Here is a 23,396-nt window from a genome sequence, read left to right on the forward strand (position 1 = left end):
TTCTATTTTGGGGACATGACACACCGAAATCCCAGGTGATTGGTTCCCGTGTTGATTTCACCCTTGCCGCGTGTGCCGACCATGTAGCGGGAACAGTATTGATCGGTGCACAAAAACGATCCGCCACGGTGCACGCGTTTTTTTTCGCCGGGTTCGGTGGGATCGAACGGGGAGTCGGGCCCTTGGGGATTGTGGGCGACTCCGCCTGCTATTGCGAGTCGTGCGTAATAATCGGGCCGATACCAGTCACTCGTCCATTCCCATACGTTCCCGGCTACGTCATACAGTCCGTACCCGTTCGGGGGAAATTTTGCCACCGGCCCGATGCCCATGTACTGATCGTCACCGGTATCTTGATTCGGGAAATGGCCTTGGTGGCTATTGGCCATCCATTGTCCGTCTTTTCGAAACTCATTGCCCCAGGGATAGACCTTCCCGCTTAATCCTCCGCGCGCGGCAAATTCCCATTCTGCTTCGGTCGGGAGTCGCTTGCCGGCCCATTTCGCATAAGCCTCCGCGTCTTCATACGCGATGTGCACAACAGGATATTCTTCGCGACCATTGAGGTCGCTGGCTGGACCAAGCGGATGACGCCAGTTGGCACCCTTGATGTAGCTCCACCATCGAAAATGTGTATCAAGCGGCACGGCATGGTCCGGTGGAGAAAATACAACGGACCCGGCAACCAGGTTTTCCGGGGGGGCACCTGGAAAATCCTCCGCGCGTGGTGTGCGCTCTGCGACCGTGACATAGGCGGTGGCGTCGACGAACCGTTTGAACTGCGAATTGGTGACCTCTGTTTTATCCATCCAGAATCCATCGACGTACACACGATGAATCGGGCGGGAATCTCGCGTCGCGTGCATGCCGACATCGTTCATTTCCTTATCGGATAAATCGGCTGCCCCCATGAAAAACTCACCACCGGGAATCCATACCATGCCATCAGGCGCAGGATCGGTCGGATGCGATGAGCCTACGGCATTAGCTGAAGCATTGGCGGATGAGACCGACTGGTTCACAGGCATGGTTGGTTGCGCATTCGTTACTGACAGAGCCCGGCCGGACTTCGCAGCAGAAATACCCATATCGCAGGTCATGCCGACCTGTGGGTCCGGCACAGAGTACTGGTTTGGTGCCGTGCTATACCACCAGGTTGCGATGACCAGGAGCACGACGACTGCCACAGCGCCAATCGGTTTGATCCCATTGTATAGCGAACGGTTCTCTTGATCTTTCACGCGGCGACCGGCTTTCATGATGGCTTCACATTATTTGAAAAAAAGAATTTTATTCCTGTTGTTGTGAATAGGGACTCACACGAATCTACCAGGACTTGTAGTTCTTTTCTACCCGTTTCACGCCGATCGCACGATCGGCGGTTGGCAGGGATTTCGTCCCCATATTGTGGTTCGGCCTGAATAGAGATGAGGACCTATTTGATCAAACCTTTTTCCTTGAATCTGATCCGTAGCTCTTTACCGATGGCCTCAGCCGTTCGTTTGGCCGCCCCTTCGATTTTGGTCCTGCCTGTTATTTCACCTTCCACTTTTGCTGTTCCCATCACAATCAGGCCGATCGGGTTGGCAGTGGCGGCGAGAACGGCTATTGGGGCAATCAGGCCTGGCATTTTTCCTCCACCGGAGTCGAGTTTGCCGGTTCCGAGCAGGCGTGGGCCTGTATTTGTCATCTGGTAACCTTCCACCGCTGTCCGTAACTCAGCCGCCCCGGAGCCAAACCCGAGTCCCAGACGTTTGACTGTGCTGCCTTCTTCGACCCCTTCAAAATAACCAATAATCATTAGATCGTTGAGTTGCGGAAGACTTTGCTCATTTCCCTCCAATGCCAACACTCCCATTTCATTAATCTCGGTAACCAGTTCTTTGGCCACCAGCGCGCCCAGCTTGCGACCAACCTCAAGTTCTTCCGGAGTGAGGGGCTTGCTGGGTTTGGCATATTTCTCCGCTGCCGTGGACCAGGATGGGATATCCTCATGGGTTGGTGCAAAGGGATACACATAGATACGATCTGGCTTCGCGATCTTCTCCGTCTCCATAAGCCGATGACGGTCGGTGACTTTGGTTGACGCGCATCCAACGGCCAGCATGACGACTAAACCAGATACGGCAAGACGTGTGAATGATTGCATGACAGACCTCCTATGATAAATGTCTCGTGTGACTTTTCTCCTAGACTTCAGCCTTTGGGCGGTAACAGCATCGCAAAAGTCAGGCAGTCCGCAACATACTTCATATCTGTTATTTAGCTCTGGGATCAGGTGATTAGCGTCTATCTCTGAGCAGTCGTAAACACGGCTGTGCGAGAAAATCATACATGCACCTTTGCTTGCCTTATTGCGATCCCTTCGCCCTCACCCCCCCCTTGGTCCTGTCAACCATGGTTGGAGCGTTAGGCAGAATCACCTCGTAGCGGGCTTTCATGGCGTCAAACGTCCGGCGGCTAGATTCGATGCGTTGCTCTTCGCTCCATTGAGCTTTGATGCCCGGCTCGATTTCCTCGAAGGCGGGGGTGAGACCTGGTGTGATCGACTCCACCCAGACTACGTGCCAGCCCAATCCGGACTCAATCGGGCCTTCCCAGGATCCCGGCGTCAGCAGGAACAATGTTTCGGCAAACGTGGTGCCGAACACTGCGGCCACCTGCTCCGGCGTCCGGTCATTGTAGGAGTCCTGGAACATGAAAGTATCGGCCAGCGTCCCCGGAACGGGCGTACCCAATGGCCTCCCGTTAAGTTGTTCACGCGCTGATTCAGCCTCTTCCTTTACCCCTGCGCCACGCCGGTCGGGTGAAAAATAGAGATGATGGAACGATGCACGTGGGGCCGGCGTGAAGCGTTCGGGGTTCTTTTCGAACCAGGCCCGGAGTTCTTCAGTTGTAGGATCCCGAAGGGCGGCAAGGTCTTCGACGAGAAACTCCATCTTCTGTGCCAGTCGGCGTTTGACGATGATGTCTTCCTTGTCCAGACCAAGCGCAAGTGCCTCCCGGTAGAAGATCTCCTCCCGGACCTTGTTCTCGATGAGACGACGCATGTCCTCGGGAGTGGGCGAAGGGCGTCCTTGCGCAAGCCACGTCGCCTTGAGCTGGCGCAGATCGTCCCCGGTCAGCACAATCCGGTCGGATACATCCCGCCCGGTCGTTTCCGGTTGGAGCGCGTGGTACCCGACAAATAATGCAACGCCGATCAGCAGGAAGTGTAGCAGCGGTTCGCGCCCCCATCGCATGATGCGCGCTGGCGTTTGCCCGACGGAAGCGGGCTCATCCTGATCCGGACCAACGCGTTCTTCCAACTTCACCTCTTCACGCCCGCTCAGACCGGTCATTCATCGGCAGATTCGATCTCATAATTGGCGTACCCGAACTCATTGCTGCGTGCCGCCACGTGCTTGTTGCCTATCTTGTAGACGATCACTTCGAAGGGTGTCCCCGCCACATCGACCAAGTAGCGCCCGTCGCGGATTTCATATTGCATTTGGCGGCCATGCGCCAACTCGCCCATGACGTCCAGGCTAGGCAGGTTCCCGTTAACAGCCGTGATGAGGCGCCGGCCGTCTGATCCATGGAGGATTTCGAACCGTTGTCCGGTGACCGAATTGCGGACCAGGATGGTTTTGCCCACGATCAACTGTTTCAACTCGTCGCCACCGAGAGCGATCGCGCCCTTCTGTGTGAGTTCGGCGACGGTGATGCCCGGTTTGGCCGCTTTGCGTGCCTCCTTGTTTGGTGTGTACCAGATCGGCGATGTCCATGCGCGCTCCTGGATCGTCGCGGCCACACCGTCCGGCGGCACTCTGCCCAACTTCACGGCCTGGATGGTGCTCCAGCGCGGGGTCGGAATCTCCAAAACACGGGCGTAGTAAAATGCGTCGAGACTTGGATCGAAATCCGGGTCCGTCCAGACAGTCTTCAGCTCCACTGCGCCGATGGTGTTCGTATACGTTGCCGTCACGAGGTTCACCGTGTGGCCGATCGAGGGCAGCTTGCCGGTGGCCGGATCCGGTTTCCGCATGCCGGCCCAAGCGACATCATAAATTTTCTCAAAGGTCTGACCATTGTTGGACCAGCCTTTGACGATCTGGACGCGATCAAGGTTGCCGCTGTCGGGGTCTTTCACCGCCCAGACGACGAACGACGGGGCCTTGGCCGTTGCAGCCGGCAGATCGCCACCCATCGATACGCCTTTGGTATACGCCGTCTTCACCCAATCCTTCTGTTTGAGCACATCGGGTCCGAATTCCCATCCGCCGAATAGCCGTACCCGGAGGCGCACGCCACTGGTGGAGTAGGTCTCCTTGCGTTGCATAGCGGCGAAGATGGCCTCGCGCGTATTTTCTTCCGCCCACACCACACTCAAGCCTGCAGGGCTGGCCCAGAGGTTTTTGAATCCAAAATGCCCGCCTTCCAGGCGCTTCTCCGGTGTTTCGTCAAAGTTGCCCCCGTGGATGCCGAAGAAGTTGTTCTGCCGGTAGGACACCGCAGTGCTATGCGAATCGGATCCACTGACGACACCGAATTTGTAAGGATTGAGGCCGAGCCTGTCCTGCATGGCGAGTCCGTCCTTGTACGCCTGGCGGATGTAGCTGCCAAAATTGCGCGGATCGCCTTTATAACCCAGCAGCTGCCAGACGACGACTTCGTAATTGGCAAACTCGTCGTTGGGTGAAAGTCCCGGCGTCGTCTCTGACTGACCCTTGACCTGCTTGAGTTCTCCCAGCGGTTCGTTGCGCATTCGGGTCTCCGCCCACGCCTTGTCGATCGGACGTCCTTGATCATCCACCTCCGTCGGAAACATCAGACCATTGCTCAGGTTGGGATTATGGGTAATCGCGAGGAGCTCGTTGCCCGCTTTGCGTTGGGCGTCCATCCACTTCCAGAGGGCACGGGGATCGTCCGAGTCGATCGCGCTGAACGGCATGTCCGGCACCTTCTTGGTATCCAGAAAAAAGATGTTGCGATGCAGGTTTGCGCTGTTGGGTGTTGAGGTCCATTCGTAGGCCGCAAAGGTCGTGAACTTGCCCGGCTGGTAGTATTTGTCGGCGATCTCCACCAGCCGCTTCCAGTATGTGCCTAACACGTCAGGGGCCATCAAATCAGTGAGGGGGTGATTTTTGAGCATGGTCACCGTGAGGAGCTTGTACGTGGCCTCAGCCTCTACCCGGCTGCCGAACTTCAAGGTCTTCCCGAGTAGGGTCTTGCTGAGCTGCGAATCGGGGTCCAGCGCGGCCTGAACGGCTCCGAGATACTCCGCATGCTCGGTCGTCGCGCCCCAGTCAAGCGGTTTCGTGATCTTCACCGTGAATCCGCCCGGATGCGTGATGGGCTCCCCCAGCGAATACTGGTAGAATTCTTCCGGCCCGGCGATGGTGTTCCCGAATCCGAGGTAGGAGTCGAGCGACCAGCTCGTATGCACATGCGTTTCGCCGAAATAGGCCTCCCGTTCCGGTGCGTGTTGGGCGAAGGCCGCTTGACCCGTCTGGATCAAGAGTCCGGCTAACAAGAGGGTCGTGATGATAGAGCCGAGGTGCACGCGAAACAGAACACGGTTCTGCATAGCAGTCTCCTTTTTCTCGCATGGAATTCGTTCGGGACAGTGAATGTCTGTGCTTGCCGAACGGTGGTTCTCAGAATATCCTGCCGGAATTGAGGATGACAAAGAATATAACGTTTCCCTAAATGTCGCCATTAGGTAGGACATCATTATCGATCTGGGCCTTTCCAAGATCGCCGAATCTGAGGTTACTGCAATTTGTTGTCTTGGCCGGGTGTCCCGTTGACTGCGAGCGATCTTTTAGCGGACAAGGGATCAGAACCGAAAGAGTATCGTGTGGCTTCCGTTCTGATGCATGGTTGGTCCTGAGTCGCGGGCCCATTCACTTCGTATCGCAGCGGGACGATCGCCTCCCATGCATCCAGTGTGATCGACGGGTAAGTGGACTCGTGGATCGGGAAGGCGTTTCGGTCCAGTATTTCTGACGCACACGGATCGAATGTCGTTATTGTCGAAAACACCGGCAGTATAATATGGGAGATGGATTCATTGAAACGTCCTCTTCATCAATTGTGAGGTTCGCGATGGTCTTCTTGCATCGGTCTCCGGCCTGCACGCTTGTTGGCGATGTTCGGGTTCGTCCTTGCCGTGTCCGCCGGGGTGTCCCGCGGAAACGTTACGATCGGTTTACTGAATCCATCCTTGTTGTTGGAATCTGGGCTTGATCTTATCGGCGATTTCCTTGGCAATCGCCTTTTCCCGTCCCTCAATTTTGGCGCTACCGCTGTATTCCCCGTATGCCTTCATTCCGCCGCCGACGATAAGTCCCACGGGGTTGGCCGTGGCAATGAGGGCGGCGGTCCCTACCGCGGCTCCAGGGGTTTTACTTCCTCCGGAATGTACGGTGCCGGAACCAAGTTTTCGCAGCCCTTGGGCCGTCATTTGGAAGCCTTCGGCCGCCACCGTCAACTCCGACCCACCGGAGCCAAATCCCACCGCGACGCGCTTGACCGCACTACCTTCGTCGATTGCGAGGAGGTATCCCCGGATCACGAGATCGTTGATCTGCGGGGTGGTTTCCCTTGAAGCCCGTCTGGCCGCCAGACCCATGTAGCGAATCTCCTCGACCAGTTGTTCTGCAATGTGAATGCCCACCTGTCGGCCGGCCTCGATTTGTTCGGGAGTTTGGGGAGTCGGATGATCGGTATGCTGACCGGCGAGCACGGAGTCGGCCGGAACCTCGTTGGAGCTGGCGGCGAAGTCGTACACCCAGATGTGAGCGGGTCGAGCGACTTTTTCGGTCACGAGTATCTCGCGGTTCGATGTCTCGGTCGAGGCGCATCCGACTGAAACTACGAGGGACAACATACATACTGCGGAACGCATTAAGACCTTCATGGCGGATCTCCTTTGGTTAGAGGGCACGTGCATCATCTTACGTTTCACACCGGACATCGGGCGGACCTTCCGACGGGAAAGGATCAGGACCTTGCCGCACATGAGATTTTGCGTATAGGAAATCGATGGATCAATTATTCATTTCCTGCTGGTCGATGATGAGCGTTTTGATTGCGAAGGCGATTTCTGTTTTGGGGTTTAGGTCCCCGGGTTGTACCAGATGGGTGAAGTGTACGCGCGTTCCTGGAGCACCATTCTGGTATCCGGTGGGGGTATCACGCCAAAACGTTTCGCATCGTAGGCGGTCCAACGAGGCGTCGGAATTTCAAGGACACGTGCATAATAAAAGGCACGAACCGATGGGTCAAAATCCGGATCCCTCCAGACCGTGATTAATTCCGGATCGCCGATGGTGTTGGTCCAGGTGGCGTTTTCGAGATCCACGGTGCTACCTACAGGTGGCAGCTTGCCGTCAGACCCGGGCCGGCGTTTATCGGCGTCTCCCCAAACAACATCGTAGACCTTTTCCTGAAGAGTCCCGTTCTTGCTCAACCATCCTTTGATAATTTGGATGCGGTCAAGGTTCGCGCCGATCGGATCTTTCAGCGCGGCGACAAGAAACGTGGGCGATTTACCTTGGGGGGCGTCGTGCAAATCACCGCCCATCGGAACCCCTTTTGTGTAGCCGTTATTGGCCGGCATCCGGTTGTGTGCGTCAGCCGGTTCGAAATCGAAGCCGCCGAAGAAGCGAACAAGCATGCGCGGTCCGGTTGTGGCATACGTCTCCTTTCGTTCCATCGCGTCCCAGAGCGCCTCGCGGGTATTCTCTGTTGCCCAGACCCCGGCGTATCCCGCCGCAGCGACTTCCCAGTCCATCACCTTCACCCCGGTTTTGGGATTATCAAAAAAGGCTTTGGTCATCCGTTCCGGACTGGGTTCCTGGGGCGTGGTTTTGCCGAAGAAGTTCTCCTCTTCCAGCGCGGATAGACCGGTATGGGCATCGCTGCTGCCGATCAGCCCGAACTTGAATGGATTCGTGCCGAACTTCTCTTCAAGCATGAGGCCATTTTTCAGGCCTGAGCGGGCATATTCGAATTCGAGCATCTCTTTTGTTTTGGCTACGCTGCCGTCAAGATTGCCTTTATCCCATGTCTCGAAATCGGCAAACTCATCATTGGGTGAGAGGAAGGGGTGAGCCTCCCCGTCGCCTTTTGTCTGAGTCGCCTCATAGAGGCGTTCCCACTTCGCCCGGGTCTCGACATACCCGCGATCAATCGTTTTGCCAAACGTCTCGATTGTCGGAAACATGAGGCCGTTGCTCAAATTGCCATTGTGGGCAATCGCCAGCACGTTGCCGCCGGTTTTTTGCTCATAGGCGGCCATCCATTTCCAGAGATCCTCGGGATTATCACTACCCATTGGCGGATAAACGGTAAATGGCTCAACCTGGCTGGCCTTATCACCATTGTCGCGAAAAATGATGTTGCGGTGCAGGTTATTGCCACCGGTGTTGGATGTCCACTCATACCCGATAAAGGCGGTAAAGCGGCGTGGTTCGTTGAATTCCTCGGCGGCCTTGATCGTTTCCTGCCATGCATTTCGATAGGGCCGTGTACCGGGAAAATACATCAACGACTTCGGAAAGGTTCCGTGCGAAAATGACATGATAATCTCGATGGCTGCCTCCGCCCCCTTGCCGGATTGAAGCATGTCGTACCACTTTCGTCCGGTCGGGTCGGCCAGCATCTCGGGCTTTCCTGCGAAGAGATCGGGGAAAAACCCCATGTTGTCAGAATGATCCGCAACCACAAGAAAGTCCAGCGGCCGTGAGAGCTTCACCGGTTGGCCGTTCGACGCTGTGACTTCCTCGCCTCTGGCGAACTGATACGCATCACGCGGTGTCAGTCGTGCGCCAAACGCCCCGGCATCCATCGAGAACGACGTGTGCAGATGGGTGTCGCCGAAGAAGGGTCTCGTAGGAAAACTGCGGCCGGCATAGGGCGAGTAGGGGGGCTTAGATGGAAACGCCTTTTCCACCGTTTCCTTCTCAGGGGCACTGAGTCCAGGCGCGGCGCCGGTAGCGGCATCGGCCAGAAGAACACTCAGGGTACAAGCCATCATGCCGCTGAGGATCGTTTGACCAACAACTCGTGTTTTCATCGGGCAGCCTCCTTTTTAAAATGCTGAAAGGCGTTGAAAGACCCAGAACATGGCCACACTGCCGATGGTGTATGGCGGGATATATTGGGTCCATTGTGGCATTCGAATGTGAACCTGTCGAAAAGCTGCCATGACACCCATTACGGCAGCGATGAACAGCAATTGACCGGCCTCCACTCCAATATTAAAGAAGAGCAAAGCCACTGGAATATGTCCCTCCGGCAGGCCGACTTCGCTCAATGCGCCTGCAAACCCGAATCCGTGCAGCAACCCGAACGCAAAGGCTACGATCCACGGCGCACGCGCCGTGATTCCTTCAATGCCACGCCGGGTGTGAATGATTTCAGCGGCGACCATCACAATGCTCAACGCGATGAGCGCTTCGACAGGTTGCAATGGTACATGGATAAATCCCAGGGTCGCCAGTCCGAGTGTGATGCTGTGCGCCACCGTGAACGCGGTGATGGTTTTGACCAGATGCATCGTCCCCCGGGTAATCATCAGCAACGCAAGTATGAAGAGCAGGTGGTCAATGCCGAGAAGGATGTGCTCCACGCCGAGCTTCGAGTATTGGCCGGCTACCCCCCATGTACTTTGTTCCACGGGTACCGTGGCCACGGGATTCGATGGAGTGAGCCGTTGGACCCACGAACTGCCGTCGGCAAATTCTATTCGCACCAGGACATCCGTCATCGTCCGTTCAAGCCCGAGAATCCGGACGGTTTGGCCGCGTAAGGATTCGTTGGTCCGGATCTTCCATGTCTGCACGGCGGCGGTCTCTGTCCTGCGGGTCACGAGGGGTGTGATGTTTTTGTGGCTGGCGGAGAATTCGGGTGACAATGCCAGACGCATCTCTCCGCGCGCGGGTGTTTTCCACAGCACGCGGAACTCTCCGGTTGTGGTTTCCCGAAGTTCCAAATAGGCCGGACGAACCTCGTGGGCGAAGACCAGTATCGGCACGACGAAGGGCAAGAATAGGACCGCGCAGCAAGCAGCGAGCCCCGGCCATTTTGAACTGTGAGGGCCGGGCAAATCGGAGATCATTTTGGGGAGGGGGGGGCTCCACGAGATAGCGTCTTTGATGCCCCGTTGAACGGACGCCCATCGAGACGTAACCGCCCCTGGAGGACGGATCGCGATCATCTTCGAGCCATTTCCATGGTTCCGAGTGGCCCCATCAGCGGTTTGACGCTCTCATCCACGATGATGTCATATTTCTTCAGCAGTTCCGAAAAAAACTGTGCCTGGATTTTCGCCTGTTGTGAACGATGCCACTGGTTGACGACTTGGCTGCGTACCTCCTCAAAGGGACGCGGCTCTGCAGGCACTCGTTCGCTGATCCGCACCAGATGAAAGCCATATCCGGACTCAATCGGCCCCTGCCACGGACCTGATTCGAGAGTAAATACTCGTTCGGCAAATTTTGGTCCGAACAGACTGGTCACCGTCTGCTCGTCGGTTCTGATATATTCGCGCTCCAACAGGGTGGGGTCACCAACGTCGTCCGTGCCGGACGTCTGGAGCTTTTTCAATCCTTGATTCGCGCCTGCTTCACTTTTGAAATAGATTTGGTCAAAGGAGATGTGGACCGGGGTTGTGTAGTTGTCGGGGTGGGCAGCATACACCTGACGCAGTTGGTCCTCACCCGGTTCAGCGAGGCGGGCGGTGTCCTGAACCAGAAATTCCATCTTTTGCGCCAACCGGCGGCGGACAACGGTATCGTTTTCGTCCAAGCCTAATTCGCGTGCCTCGTGTGCGAGCAGTTTTTCCTTCAGGTAGTCAGTCACGAGGCCACGGATTTCCTGGTCGTCCGGTGGACGTTGCCATTGGCGGACCCAGGTTTCCTTAAGCCAATTCACTTCGGCCGAAGTGACGCGCACCATACGCGGGTCATGAGCGGGCGCGCGATCGAGCCAAGTGTAACCAGCAAATATCAGCCCACCGACAATAAGGAAATGTAGCAGGGGCTCTTTAAGCCATTGTCTCATGATGCACAATCTTACACTTCCGGAAAAATGGCTTGGGAAAAACATTTTTCATGGACTGATTGAAGGTCATCTTCTCTCACAATTCGGGATTAAGCAGTTTCCTGAATTTATCCCTTGGTGTGTTTCCGGGCTATAGATGCTCTACCTCGGAGGACGTTCTTTTATGGTTGACCACTATACAAGAATTGTCATCGTGACTTCTTGCCATTTACTGTTAAAAATCTATAAACACTCAATTTTTAGCCAGAAAGCTCAAGCCTGGTTCATGATTCAAAGAACCCGAGTGTTCCATATTGATCGTTTGGATTTGATTACTTCAGATGACCCAATAGCTGACCTCGGACCTTCCCGACCCGGCTACGCAGGCCGACTCCTGGAGCACTTCATCGACTGTCGGAAGGGCTTCGGCCTCAAGGATAGGTCCGCTGGAGAGCAAGGTACCCCAGAGGCATACCAGAACTTTGGGGATGTGAGATGGGTTCGTCTTTAACCGCTTGTCTGATTTGTGAGGACTTTGGTTTTATTATGATTCCGGCCTGTCCAAATCTGAAATCGGTGATGGGAGGGCAAACCGATGAACGCAATAGTGTCCTATTATTTATAAATTCCATCTTCTTGCGCAATGGAACGGTGCGGATCAGAGGTCCTTGATTCCCTTCCTATGCTGTGGATCTGTTCCCAGACTGGCAACAGGGCGGTCAGTTGAATAGCTTCCTTTATTCCTATCCTGTCCCCCGGATTCCTGTCTTTTTCAAGCTCGGTTCCCGATGATTTTTTCAATCGGCTAATATTCGCACCATTCAGATCTTGCCGGTCATAATTACTGGATCCAACCCTGTTCTTTGAATTTTCCCTGAAGGTGCTCGGCGATGGCATCCGCGGTTCGTTTGCCTGTGCCTTCGATCGTCGAATTGCCCGACATTTCTCCGTAAACCTTCGCCCCACCTCCGACGATCAGTCCGATCGGGTTCGCGGTTGCCGCCAGCACGACAATAGGAAGGGCTACACCCGGCATTTTCCCCCCGCCGGATTGGAGCTTTCCGCTTCCGAGTAAGCGCATTCCATCATTCGTGACTTGATAGCCTTCCGCTGCGGCCTTTACTTCTGCGGCCCCGGATCCGAATCCGAGTGCCATGCGCTTGACGGTACTGCCTTCATCTACCGAAAGAAAATAGCCCACTATCAGAATGTCATTGAGTCGCGGGACGGTTTGCTGATCGGCCTCCAAGGCCACAAGACCCATTTCTTGAATTTGTGTCACTAATTCCTTCGCGACGGACTTGCCCAGTTTGCGCCCGGCCTCAATAAGTTCCGGCGTTTGCTCTTCGGCTGGCGGAATGGATTGTTTTGCGGCGGCCGACCATGGTGGCAGGTCGGCAGGGGAGGCGGCAAAAGGATACACATAAATGATGTCGGGCTGGGGAAGTTTTTCCTTCCCGTACGTGGGATGGGTTTCGGTTATTTCGGTTTTGGCGCATCCGACTGTTACGGCGCAGACGAACATGCATGCAATCATACCGATTGTGGCCTTCATAACAGATCTCCTGTGGTTGAGGAAATGGAAATTTCTCTTTCGCATCGGGATAGTTCATCTTCCCCGGACTAGTACCTTACACCTTCTTGGACGAAATGGCAGAAATAATTCGTTCCTCCTTGTTCCGGATTGGTGTCTCGAAATTGCCTCGGGTGTTTCATGGCCATCAATAATGATTTCATCGTGCTATGGCGATGAACTGGAGCCATTCAATACAAGTAGCTCAAGAGGAGGAATGGCATTGTTAGAAAGTTTATGTAGGAACGTGCCCAATTATAATCCAAATGAAAAGTAATATATAAGGGGCAACATAGATTGAAATCATGCCATTTGACGACAGCGTCAAAAAAAATTGTTAAGCGAAGGTGAGGTCCATGTTCCATGATCGTCATGCCCCTGAACTTCAGAGGTCGATCCCGAGCCTTTGATCCCCACTTGTTGATTTTTCGTTTTCAGTTTTTTGAATCTCGTAATAGAGCTTGGCCGGATGACAGGGAATGATTTCTCTAGTCTTCATTTTAAGAGAAAGATTCCTTTATAGGAAAATTAACTCTAGGAAAAGAATGTACAAAGATTTTTTCTTATTGTTGAACTTAAGTTTTGTAGGAGATTTTTTTGAACCAGGCTTGGAGCGATGGTAAGTTTTCTCTGAGGATGGAGTCCTTTACGCAATAGCATTCAGGGACAAGAACCCACCTCTTGTCTTTTGTAGCACGTGCAGTGTGCAGTTCAGAAAATGGACCAACAGAGAGCGTTACCCGAGAAAAACCTGGTTCCCGGGCAGGCCTTTCTACCGGCTCTTCATCGCGGTGTCCAGCGATTGAATGACCTCATCCAGGCGGTTGATTATGCTATCCTTTTGATCAAAGACTCGATCGGAGGTCGGTTCAATCGTACGCAATCCTTCTTTGGTTAAATCGGATTTTAGATACTGTCTAATGTCTTTGAGGTCGTTGAGAAAAGGATTCGCTTCATTTCTTAGCGTCACAATTTTCTGTTTAATATCAGAATAGGTCGCATCGGTTTCCTCCCGTCGTTCCGCTGCTCCAGCCCGTGTGGCTTCGTTATGCAATTGTTTAAGATTTTCATCCCAAGCCATGAATTGCTCTTTCACGGCAGTCTCGGTGACACCTCGTTGTTGTCGGGCTTTCTCTATCCTGTCTTCCAGAATTCCTAGTTCGTGGGTATAGCTTTGAAATTGCGGAGACAGGTCTGCCTGTGGTTTGGACATCAGCTCATTGAGTGCCCCAACGGTTTTTTCAATCTGTCCTCTAAGCGACACCGCTTCATTTCGTAAACCGTCAAGGCCTACCGCAATTTTTGGCGGGAGCGAGGCAGGAGTACTGCAGCCAACCGAAAACATCGTGACAACTAATCCGGCCGCACTGCTTGCTAGGATTGCTCTCCAGGAGGGTACATTCATCCCGTTCTTGATCATTTGTCACTCCTTTTTTAGATTTTAAGATTATGAAATTATGGCTATCCGAACCGACTGACAGCGTTTGGATGAGGATTTTAGCGTTTTTATTTTTGATTTCATAGTGGCTTCCTTCTGGTCGTCGGATTGTGCAATGACTGGTTCGGCAGGTAGGAGGTCCGGGACGGATCGGCGGCTCCCTCTTGAGCGAATCAATGTGCCCAGGAGCACCTGCCCGGCGGGCCAGCGCACCCAGGAGTTTTTAACCCACCGTCGAGATCGTTTGGGAGTTATTTGACTTCCACCGTCACAATCTTCAGTGCGCCGGAGCCTTGAACGGAAATTTCTTGGTTGGAGTCACCGGCGTGGCCCCAGTCCTCACCCACATTGAATATGGCGTCGGTCGAAAATTGCCCCATACTTCATTCTCCGTTTTCCAAGCGATCATTCGTGGCGGTATTGAACAGGAAGTTCGGGCCCAGGCCATGTACTTTGCAAGATTCCCAAAGACTCTTTGGGGAACCTCATGTGATGAACCGTATGGAACACATGATTAGAAAGAATGAGGGGATACCGCAATCAAAATGGTCGGCTTGTGTTGCAGGCTCATGTTTATGAGGCTGCAATGAGATTAGTTTTTTTGGGAATCGCCTGCCGTTATTTTCTTTCCAAAGGTGGACGCTCCAATTAGATTGCACTGTTTGGTAACACCATAATTTGTGATGAGGGGGAGATCCAGCTTTTCCTCTGGTGAAAATGTTTGGTATATTGGCGCGCATCCGTTACATTTTTATATAAACCAAGGAGGAAGAATCCATGAAGCGATTGGTGAGCGGAATCGTGACGATGACAGTTCTTATTGCAGTCACGTTGATGCTGAGCGGGGTTGGGCATGCAGAGGAAGGCAGTGTCAAAGCGATGTCTCCGTGGAAAGGGGTAGGCTTTGCATTTCCCGTTGGGCCTGATCAAGTGTATATGGTCGCCGTATACAGCGGGGTGATGTTGGTGGATGACGGCAAAGGACCGATGCATGCCGCCTCGATCGTTTGTCCCGGCACCGTGGACGCTGATTTGAAAAAGGGAACGAAAACAGGCCATGCCAAGTGTGTCATCACGGGTGAGCAGGGAAATCGTGTCTTTGCAGAATTCAATTGCACCGGCGATGTGGAAGGATGCCGGGGAACGTTTACGATCACCGGCGGCACCGGCAAGTTTGCCGGCATTACAGGTGAAGGCGAAATGATTTCGAAGATCCAGGCGCGGGAAATTACGATGGTCAGTGGTGTTGAATCCGCCCAACAACTCGGAGAGGGAGTCGCGGTGTGGCCCAATTTGACCTATCATATTCCCGACAAGAAATAAGCGCGAAACAATTCATTCTCTACTTGTGGAGGCATCGATGCGTAGGTATTTGATCATGGGGCTGATGTTTGGACCGGGGTTGCTTCTTCTTGCCCCTCCCTTGCAAGCGCAGACGTTTGTGTTCCCCGAAAAAGGACAAAGTCCGGAACAGCAGGAGTTAGACGACTTTACGTGTTACAAGTGGGCCAAGGAGCAGACCGGTTACGATCCGGAACATCCGAACCTGGCTGCCGCGCCGCCGCCTCCATCCGGCGGTGGTGGAATGCGTGGAGCAATGGGGGGTGCCGCACTCGGAGCAATCGGGGGAGCCATCGCCGGCAATGCCGGTGAAGGTGCGGCGATCGGGGCTGCTGCCGGCGGCGGGCTGGGCATGATGCGACAACGTCGGGCTGAGCGTGGGTATCAGGAAGAGGTCCAAGAAGCCTCAGCCAAAAACCAGCAGACCCGCGCCACCTTTGACCGTGCGCACAACGTTTGTATGGAAGCCAAAGGGTACAAAATCGGGTAGGGCAGTAGGTCCTTGATCGAATACATAAAGGAGAAGATAGATGAGGGTACAGCAGTCGTGTGTTATTCTGTCATGCGCGGTCATGCTGGCAGGTTGTGTGGGCGCTCAGCAGGGCGGGCCAGCGCCATCGGCTTATCCTGTTGACTCTGCGCCTCCTCCGCAGGCGAAGACCTTTGTGTTTCCGGAAAAGGGGCAGAGTCCGGAGCAGCAGGAGCAGGACGACTTTACGTGTTACAAATGGGCCAAACAGCAAACGGGCTACGATCCCGAACATCCGGACCTGGCCCCCGCACCACCTCCGCCATCCGGCGGCGGTGCGTTGTTCGGCGCAATGGGGGGCGCGGCGCTCGGAGCGATCGGAGGGGCCATTGCGGGCGATCCGGGTATGGGCGCAGCCATCGGTGCCGCTGCCGGCGGCGGGTTGGGCTTGATGGGACAGCGGGCGGCTGAGCAGGAGTATCAGCAGGACGTCCAACAGGCCGGAGCCCGGAACCAGCGCACGCGTGACACGTTTGATCGTGCCCATCGTACATGCATGGAGGGAAAAGGTTATAAGGTCGGCTAAAGCGGAAGGTCCCTGGCAATCGACAGGGATTCTCCCGCATGAATATTCATTTTTGGTACGTCCTCAGATTTGGAATAAGGCGGTCAAATTATACGCGGTGGAGTCAAAACTCATCCGAATCTCCGGATGGGTTGAACCTTTAAAAAGGAGCGGTGCGCGGCTATGCCCACATCACCATCTCAACATACGCACTCCCTTTTAGCCGCCTGGAGAATCACGGTTTGGTTCCGGTCCATTCCTTGACAAGCCGGTAGCCCCTTTCATGGCCTTGAGGATCATGGTGTCAGGAGCACAGACCGGTTGGCACGCACGATTGCATCGTGCACTTTCCCATCGGTGATCATACCCTAAGGAGGCAGATAGCCGGTATGGTCCAGTGAACAAGGGCAACCATCCTGCCCTTGGTGCGGCGAAATATCATTCAGGCATAGAACGAGAGATACAGATCGATCATGTTGGAATCCAAGCTGACCGGTCTATTCGTGAGGCGGAGCTCGCCTATGCCGATCGCATGCCGCGACAGAGCCTACAGAAGACCTGCGCGAAGTGCTTCACGACCGGTGAAGATTGGCTGAAGGCAGGGACGAAGCGGACGGACCATTGAATCCGGTGTATCCATCAGGTCGGATTGCAATGGCTGAATTGATCCCTGAAAGTTAACAATGCCGTAACAAGCTCTTGACCCGGCTGCAATAAGTTCGAGCTAGGCTTGGACTCTCATTATGAAAAAAAATCCCTATGCAACCGGAATCAATCGCATTTTGTTTTTGTCAGCATTGTCAGGGCTTTTTGTTTAACACAAAGGAGGATCTTCATGAGAAAAGGGATTATCGTACTTGGCATATTGGGGTTAGTGGGTTTGCAAAATGCATACACCACACACGCAGAGACTGATGTGTTCCCTAAAGACAAGGGGGCAAAGATTGTCACAACCAACTCCCAGTTCGAGGAAATGGCTGGAAATTCAGAAAAATACGTGGGCCAGGAAACCAAACTGGCAGGAGCCGTCGTAAGCATAGAGCAAACACCCGAAGGGTACCTGGTGTTAGCCAAATGGCTACCCTATCCAAAATCTAACGTTGATCAAATTCCACAGAACGGGAAACCCGATACCGATCAACATTTTCTTATCCGATTTATCGGAAAACGAGAAAAGGAATTTTACACCACTCGCGGAAATAAATTCCTTTTTGAAGGGAAAGTAGAGGGAACACGAAAAGCCTTGGTCAACGTGTTTGGTCCCAGAGAAAATCTCCTGTATGTGAATGCAAAATGTATCAAAATTTGGGAAACCGGGGAAGACCCTGACTACTCCAGCCAAAGAGATGTCGAATATCCTCCAGTGAGACACCGAATAGTCTGTGCAGATTAAAATGAGAATGCTTGTGGTTTGTAAATTGTCCTATTGCTCCATGCAATGAATTGACGGCAATGGGTGTCCCTTCTTATAGGAGAATAATACCCTTCGCATCTTCGCATCCGGGGCCCTGTTTGCAGGGCCCCTATCCTGCCGAGTCGGCGTAACCGAATCTTGCAATCCCCGCATGAAGATGGGGTGGCAATGAAGCAGGAAATAAATTCGAACAAGCCTGAAACCCTTGTCACTTTGTGATTGAAGCCAGTTCGTTCACTCGACCCATTCCAGCGCCCAACCGTGGCCCTGCAGGCATTTCTCCCTCATCATGTCCCCTCCACCTCTGCGATAGTTTCTTGGTTGGATGGTTTCATCTTCCGGGCCAAAATGCGAGATGCCTTCCTGATTAAAATGACGGTTCTCCCGATCACATTGAGTAATCGCTGAACGTAAGTCGGCCTCTGTCGCGCCGGGCTTGACCCATTGCTGTGTAGGACCACAAGCTGACAGCAGAGCAAAAACCACCCACCATAACCGTACGTTCATCTTTTTCCCTCCACTCCTGATTGTTAACCGTGATGTCTAATTTGCCGGCAGCATTTTTTATTTGTTCTCCAAGGTGATTCTGTATCCGGTAGATCGTTGGGCCTTTCATCATCAGGAAAGAGGCAATCAAGGACCAAATACTAGAACGTCATGTGAAGGTTCCCATCAGATACCTTGAGGATGTGATCGAACGCGGGAATTCGCCAGTCGTCCCTTGCCAGGGCGGTTCGCACTTTTTCTGGATTAAGCCCGCATGAGGTGTGTTCCTTTACTCTTGGGATGGGAGAAAGAGTATGAGAATCCAGGATGGATTCGTGCGATCTGGGTTGGAGGCCTTTTCACAACATTCTTATGGTGTGCCTCTGCCACCTCCGGATCATCCAACCATAAACCAAAGTAACAAGAGCAAAAATGCGCCAGGAAAAGTTCCCCGAGCCAAAAGGTCGATTCTTTGCGCCTGGCGATTGTGCCCATGAGCAGCAAGAAAGCCTGTCGCGATCACCGTGATCAACGCCAGGAGCACCAGGAGTGTACTCCCGACGGTGAAATAGTCCAGGTGGGTCATATAGGGAAGACGGGGAAGGAGGCTGGCCAGGACAAAGCGATGCGCGATGAGAGTCAGAATGGAACTCGTCGCCACCGCGATCCGGACGCCGATGTGCTCTCGTCCGATCCAGAAGGCCGCCCACGACATGATGACGACGACCGCCAGTGGTAACACCACCTGCCAGAGATAATACGTGACATAGCGTTTGGCCTGGAATTGAAACGCAAATCCTGCGGTACGTATCTCTTCAATGGGACTGTAGGGGGCCACGACTGTTTCGAACGACAGAATCTTCCAGTCCGCCAATGACAAGGTGTTGGCCATGGACCCGCCACGAATATTTCTGACGGACTCAGGCTCAAACGTCAATTCGTCGGCCTGATAACCGGCTGCCACAAATTGGATCGTGAAGGTATGACTATCCCTGGGAAAATCAGCCAGCATCAACCGTTGAGATAACTTCCCCGTGTAGCGTTGATGATACATGACCGTTCCATCAGGGTGAACCTGCACTATTTCAGGCAATGAGTGCGGAACAACTCCTTGTTGGTTGGCAAGCAACAGTCTGGGATTCCACACTTCCGAAAGAGAAATTTGGCGTATCGCCCCTTCGGGATTGGCTAAGCGTGCATCTTTCCAACGAAGACGCAGATACACATTGGCGGTGAAGTTTTGGGCCGCATCATCAATGTCATCGATATCTACGACAAACACCATAAAGTGTACGGTGGTCGGCCCTTTGAATTCCTCCGGGCGTTTGGCCGTGAGCTCCGCTTGGGCCATCTCTTCTTGGGCGGCTTTTGCGGCCGCTTTTTGCAAGGTCGTTTCAGTGGCCTTCTGAACCGCTTTTTCCATAGCTTTTTGGGCCGCCTTCTCAACGACTTTCTCGACGCTTTTTTCGGTGGCTTTCTCGACCGCTTTCTCGGCAGCTTTTTCGGCGACCTTCTCCATGGTTTTTTCAGTGACCTTTTCGACCGCTTTTTTCCCGGCTTGTGGTGTAGCCTGTTCGATCACGCTATCGGCACCGCCTTGAGCGAACACCACGGCCATCTCATGAAGACAAGGCCAAGCCATGAGTACAAACCCCACCAGGCCTGTTCGAAAAAAGACGGAATACGCAGCCAAAAATTCAGACATTCATCTTCACCTTCCCACTTCCGGGAAACACGTCCCTCTGCCGGACGATGAAGTATATTGAAAGCTCCCGACAATTTCCATTCTTCCAAACTCAAACAGAAAGGGCCATGGCTTCAATTGTAAGGAAGGTCTAAAAAAGCGGATTGCCGAGAGTGGGAGGGGGAAATTCGGTGGCGGTCAGTTAGGCGGGTTTATCCGGGAACAGGATTTGAAATTGGAGTTGGAGCGTCCAGTCAGCTGACCGATCTTGTTTTTCCAGAAAATAAAATCCCTGGAGTTTGAGATTAATCGGGCGTTTTTCTCCACGAAACATCACCTTTCCGACTCCGCCTCCAATGGGTACTCTCCAGCGATTCCGCTTTTCCTCCGCCTCCCAATTCGCAGTGATCGACGGGGTAGACGTCACATACCAACCATTGGGGAAATTATAATTGACAAAAGGCTCAACCAAAAACAAATTGACCTTTTGGCGTTGTGTATCCCCTGCAAACGACCAGAAGTTTCCGATGATGGCACCCACCACCCAGGGATCCGGTAGGCTGACGAACGCCAGAGTTGGACCCACACTCCATTTCCCCGAACCCAGGCGATCATCCGTTGCCGTATTTAAAATAAATGTTGGTCCAAAACCACCAATCAGTTTGAACCGTCGCTTGGATTCGTCACGGGCCAGGAATCCCGTATACGCAATATCTCCTAAACCGGCAAGACTTCCCGTTTTATCCATTATGGCATTGGCGGGTAAGTAGGGAAGGGGAATGGCCAGCCGGTTAAGGAGAGCCCAGTCGCCAAATCTTCTTGTGGTAGAGATCTGAAGATTGAAGGTGTTAAAGAGATGATTGTTGGCCCCAGCCCCGAAAAAGGTAGAATTGGTAAACCCCGCCCGCACGAGATCCGACACGGGGTTTTCCACTTCTTTGGCCAGTTGCTCAATATCTTCTGCATGCGCTGGTTGACTCCCGAGGAATCCAATAATCACTCCCGCAATGAACCAACTTTTGAATGTGATTTGAGAGATCAACACTATTCCTTTTGCGCAACGACACCTCAGTTGAGGTGTTGTTCACCTAAAATCAGGGGAAAATATGAGGAGATGAGACCACTATTTGTCGTGTAGTTTAGCAGGGTTGGTGAACATTATCTCTCATTCAAGGTTTGACTACGACGGGAGGAACCTCCCACTTCCCGATTGGGTTTATCGCCTTGCGTAAAATAAAAACCGTAAGCGTGGATACGTCAGAACCATGCCAAAATGGATTCACAATAAAAAATTAAAAGGACGAAGAAGGAAGAGTTCATTGCTGTTGCCAAGGGGATAGCGGATGAGAGGTTTCCATCCTGCCTCCAACATGTTCACCATGGATTGAATCCTTCCCGAAAATCTATAGTCTCTGTTGTCATAACCAGGCACGGCTCTGGACCGTTGCGTTGATTGATATCGACTCACTATCGTATTGGATTTCGGAAATCGAACGATTCATAATGGCATATCTGAAATTGTACATGATAGGCTCGCAGTCTATGAGGATGGTTCTACCGCGACAAACAACCAGGTGTCTCTCCTGTCTTGCGCTGATGGCATCTCTCCTGTTCCTTATCTTTGCGCCTGAAACATGGGCTTCTCAAAAGATGGAAGATGACCGGTTCGGGGCGAAGTTCCGTCAGGCTCTAAAGCCCTGGACAGGTGATTGGGACGGGATGATCACCCGCAATCAAATTCGGGTGCTTGTTCCCTTTAGCAAAACATATTACTTTTTGGACGGCGGCAGACAGCGTGGGCTCACCTACGATCTTATGAAAATATTTGAAAAGCAGATTAACGAAGATTTGAAGCGGAAGATCGTGCAGGTTCAGTTCGTCTTCATTCCTGTGAACCGTGATGAGCTTATTCCGAACCTGCTCAAAGGAGTTGGTGATATTGCCGCTGGAGGCCTCACGGTTACACCCGAACGAAAGACACTCATTGATTTTTCCGAGCCGGTCCTCACCAATGTTCGGGAGATTATTGTCACGGGGCCTAGTAGTCCTTCTCTTTCCAGTCTCGACGATCTGGCCGGTAAGGCCATTCATGTGCGAAAGTCCAGTAGTTTTTACGAACACCTTGTTCGCCTGAATGCCTCGTTTCGCATTGCAGGGAAACCGGAGCTTACACTCATTCCCGAGGAAGAAAACCTTGAGGACGAAGATCTTCTAGAAATGGTGAACGCGGGTTTATTGCCGATGCTTGTCATGGATAGCCCCAAGGCGGAATTTTGGGCAAAAATTTTTGAGAATATCCGGTTGCATCCGGACATTGCCGTCAATACGGACGGGGAGATCGCTTGGGCCTTTCGCAAAAACAGTCCAAAGCTGAAAAAGGTCATCAACAGGTTTGTCAGAAACAATAAGAAGGGCACCTTAATCGGCAATATCTTATTCACCCGGTATTTAAAAAACACCACCTACGTCAAACATGCCCTGGCCACGCAAGAACGCAAGAAATTCCAAAGCCTCATGCACATGTTTGAAAAGACCGCCAAGCCATATGGATTTGATTGGGTGCTCGCCATGGCTCTCGGTTACCAGGAGTCTATGTTGGACCAACGGAAGCGAAGTTCTGCAGGGGCAATCGGTGTGATGCAGCTTTTGCCCAGTACCGCCCGGGATCCACACGTGAATATTCCCAATATTAATAAGCTTGAACCCAATATTCATGCCGGAGTCAAATACTTGCATTTCCTGCATGACCGGTATTTTAAGGACTCAAATATGAGCCTGTTAAACCAGTGGCTCTTTGCGATAGCTTCATATAATGCGGGCCCTGCCAGGATCGCAAAACTCCGGACTGAGGCGCCCTCGATGGGCTTGAATTCGAATAAGTGGTTTAAAAATGTGGAGATTGTTGCCGCGAAACGTATTGGTCGCGAAACCGTACAATACGTGAGTAATATCTACAAATACTTTATTGCGTATCGTCTGATTCTGGAAAAGGAGTCCATGAAATCCACGGTGCAACAGTAAGCTTCATGAAAGGCACTGATCACAATAGGCCGTTCTTGAGTGACTGGAAGCCGGGGATGACTCCCTGCGAGTTTATGCTAACAATGCTTTAGCATGTAGCCGTGATCAACAGGGTCCCGTCTGGGTATGAACGGATGGATCAAATATTCTGGCAAGTAACATTGGTCCCATGAGACCATCCATGAAACTGGAGATCCAGGTTCTTCAGAAATGAACCAGCCGAGGTTCTATTGATAGGCGGCGACAAATTGTCCCACCAGTTTTTTGTACGTCTCAATCGGTGTAATTGTGACCGTTGTCCTGCGATACGCGTTACCTCCTATTCAGCAGAATGTCTTCGATAATTTCTTGTCTTGCTCAAGGGACGATACTTC

20 protein-coding genes are annotated in these 23,396 nt (G+C 52.9%); 6 read left to right on the forward strand and 14 right to left on the reverse strand.

Features of this window, described 5'->3' with window-relative positions; translation table 11 throughout:
• Window positions 1-2 precede the first annotated feature (2 nt).
• From ACTRXD_RS18060 to ACTRXD_RS18110, 11 genes are all read right to left on the reverse strand, one after another.
• Window positions 3-1,259, reverse strand: coding sequence for a formylglycine-generating enzyme family protein (locus tag ACTRXD_RS18060; RefSeq protein ID WP_442433175.1), 1,257 nt, complete (start codon window positions 1,257-1,259; stop codon window positions 3-5).
• Window positions 1,260-1,435: 176 nt separating this feature from the next.
• Window positions 1,436-2,149: a DUF4410 domain-containing protein gene (locus tag ACTRXD_RS18065; RefSeq protein ID WP_442433176.1), complete on the reverse strand. Its 714-nt coding sequence runs from the start codon at window positions 2,147-2,149 to the stop codon at window positions 1,436-1,438.
• Between the two features lie 202 nt (window positions 2,150-2,351).
• Entirely contained in the window at window positions 2,352-3,341 is a 990-nt protein-coding gene (locus ACTRXD_RS18070) for a peptidyl-prolyl cis-trans isomerase (RefSeq protein ID WP_442433177.1), read from the reverse strand.
• On the reverse strand, window positions 3,338-5,569 hold the full coding sequence (locus ACTRXD_RS18075) for a DUF3604 domain-containing protein (protein ID WP_442433178.1): 2,232 nt from the start codon (window positions 5,567-5,569) through the stop codon (window positions 3,338-3,340). The genes ACTRXD_RS18070 and ACTRXD_RS18075 overlap by 4 nt, the downstream gene beginning before the upstream one ends.
• A 624-nt stretch (window positions 5,570-6,193) precedes the next feature.
• On the reverse strand, window positions 6,194-6,904 hold the full coding sequence (locus tag ACTRXD_RS18080; RefSeq protein WP_442433179.1) for a DUF4410 domain-containing protein: 711 nt from the start codon (window positions 6,902-6,904) through the stop codon (window positions 6,194-6,196).
• Between the two features lie 198 nt (window positions 6,905-7,102).
• Window positions 7,103-9,064 (reverse strand): DUF3604 domain-containing protein, encoded by a 1,962-nt coding sequence (locus ACTRXD_RS18085; protein ID WP_442433180.1) that lies wholly within the window; start codon window positions 9,062-9,064, stop codon window positions 7,103-7,105.
• Between the two features lie 15 nt (window positions 9,065-9,079).
• Window positions 9,080-10,207 (reverse strand): HupE/UreJ family protein, encoded by a 1,128-nt coding sequence (locus tag ACTRXD_RS18090; RefSeq protein WP_442433181.1) that lies wholly within the window; start codon window positions 10,205-10,207, stop codon window positions 9,080-9,082.
• Entirely contained in the window at window positions 10,204-10,947 is a 744-nt protein-coding gene (locus ACTRXD_RS18095) for a peptidyl-prolyl cis-trans isomerase (RefSeq protein WP_442433182.1), read from the reverse strand. Before ACTRXD_RS18095 ends, ACTRXD_RS18090 begins: the two co-directional genes overlap by 4 nt.
• 925 nt (window positions 10,948-11,872) lie before the next feature.
• The gene (locus ACTRXD_RS18100; RefSeq protein ID WP_442433183.1) at window positions 11,873-12,586 is read right to left on the reverse strand and encodes a DUF4410 domain-containing protein; all 714 of its coding nucleotides are present in this window, start codon (window positions 12,584-12,586) and stop codon (window positions 11,873-11,875) included.
• A 790-nt stretch (window positions 12,587-13,376) separates the two neighbouring features.
• Window positions 13,377-14,024 carry a DUF2959 family protein gene (locus tag ACTRXD_RS18105; RefSeq protein ID WP_442433184.1) on the reverse strand — a complete coding sequence of 216 codons (648 nt, stop codon included), beginning with the start codon at window positions 14,022-14,024 and terminating at the stop codon, window positions 13,377-13,379.
• A 269-nt stretch (window positions 14,025-14,293) separates the two neighbouring features.
• The gene (locus ACTRXD_RS18110; protein WP_442433185.1) at window positions 14,294-14,422 is read right to left on the reverse strand and encodes a hypothetical protein; all 129 of its coding nucleotides are present in this window, start codon (window positions 14,420-14,422) and stop codon (window positions 14,294-14,296) included.
• Between the two features lie 397 nt (window positions 14,423-14,819).
• Between ACTRXD_RS18110 and ACTRXD_RS18115 the strand changes: the two genes are divergently transcribed.
• The 5 genes from ACTRXD_RS18115 (at window position 14,820) to ACTRXD_RS18135 (ending at window position 17,810) form a co-directional block, all read left to right on the forward strand.
• A complete protein-coding gene (locus ACTRXD_RS18115) occupies window positions 14,820-15,365 on the forward strand; it encodes a hypothetical protein (protein ID WP_442433186.1) in 546 nt (181 codons plus the stop codon).
• Between the two features lie 37 nt (window positions 15,366-15,402).
• On the forward strand, window positions 15,403-15,873 hold the full coding sequence (locus ACTRXD_RS18120; RefSeq protein WP_442433187.1) for a glycine zipper domain-containing protein: 471 nt from the start codon (window positions 15,403-15,405) through the stop codon (window positions 15,871-15,873).
• 40 nt (window positions 15,874-15,913) lie between these two features.
• On the forward strand, window positions 15,914-16,438 hold the full coding sequence (locus ACTRXD_RS18125; RefSeq protein ID WP_442433188.1) for a hypothetical protein: 525 nt from the start codon (window positions 15,914-15,916) through the stop codon (window positions 16,436-16,438).
• 376 nt (window positions 16,439-16,814) lie between these two features.
• Window positions 16,815-17,042 (forward strand): hypothetical protein, encoded by a 228-nt coding sequence (locus ACTRXD_RS18130; protein WP_442433189.1) that lies wholly within the window; start codon window positions 16,815-16,817, stop codon window positions 17,040-17,042.
• 210 nt (window positions 17,043-17,252) lie between these two features.
• Window positions 17,253-17,810, forward strand: coding sequence for a hypothetical protein (locus tag ACTRXD_RS18135; RefSeq protein WP_442433190.1), 558 nt, complete (start codon window positions 17,253-17,255; stop codon window positions 17,808-17,810).
• A gap of 255 nt (window positions 17,811-18,065) precedes the next feature.
• On the opposite strand, the gene ACTRXD_RS18140 is transcribed toward ACTRXD_RS18135, so the two are convergent.
• From ACTRXD_RS18140 to ACTRXD_RS18150, 3 genes are all read right to left on the reverse strand, one after another.
• The gene (locus ACTRXD_RS18140; RefSeq protein WP_442433191.1) at window positions 18,066-18,338 is read right to left on the reverse strand and encodes a hypothetical protein; all 273 of its coding nucleotides are present in this window, start codon (window positions 18,336-18,338) and stop codon (window positions 18,066-18,068) included.
• 376 nt (window positions 18,339-18,714) lie between these two features.
• Window positions 18,715-20,022: a hypothetical protein gene (locus ACTRXD_RS18145; RefSeq protein ID WP_442433192.1), complete on the reverse strand. Its 1,308-nt coding sequence runs from the start codon at window positions 20,020-20,022 to the stop codon at window positions 18,715-18,717.
• Window positions 20,023-20,203: 181 nt separating this feature from the next.
• Window positions 20,204-21,043, reverse strand: coding sequence for a neuromedin U (locus ACTRXD_RS18150; protein WP_442433193.1), 840 nt, complete (start codon window positions 21,041-21,043; stop codon window positions 20,204-20,206).
• Between the two features lie 500 nt (window positions 21,044-21,543).
• On the opposite strand from ACTRXD_RS18150, the gene ACTRXD_RS18155 reads away from it, so the two are divergent.
• A complete protein-coding gene (locus ACTRXD_RS18155; RefSeq protein WP_442433194.1) occupies window positions 21,544-23,022 on the forward strand; it encodes a transglycosylase SLT domain-containing protein in 1,479 nt (492 codons plus the stop codon).
• Window positions 23,023-23,396 lie beyond the last annotated feature (374 nt).

Origin of the sequence: Nitrospira sp. T9, assembly GCF_052156535.1 — a bacterium.
Classification (GTDB): domain Bacteria; phylum Nitrospirota; class Nitrospiria; order Nitrospirales; family UBA8639; genus Nitrospira_E.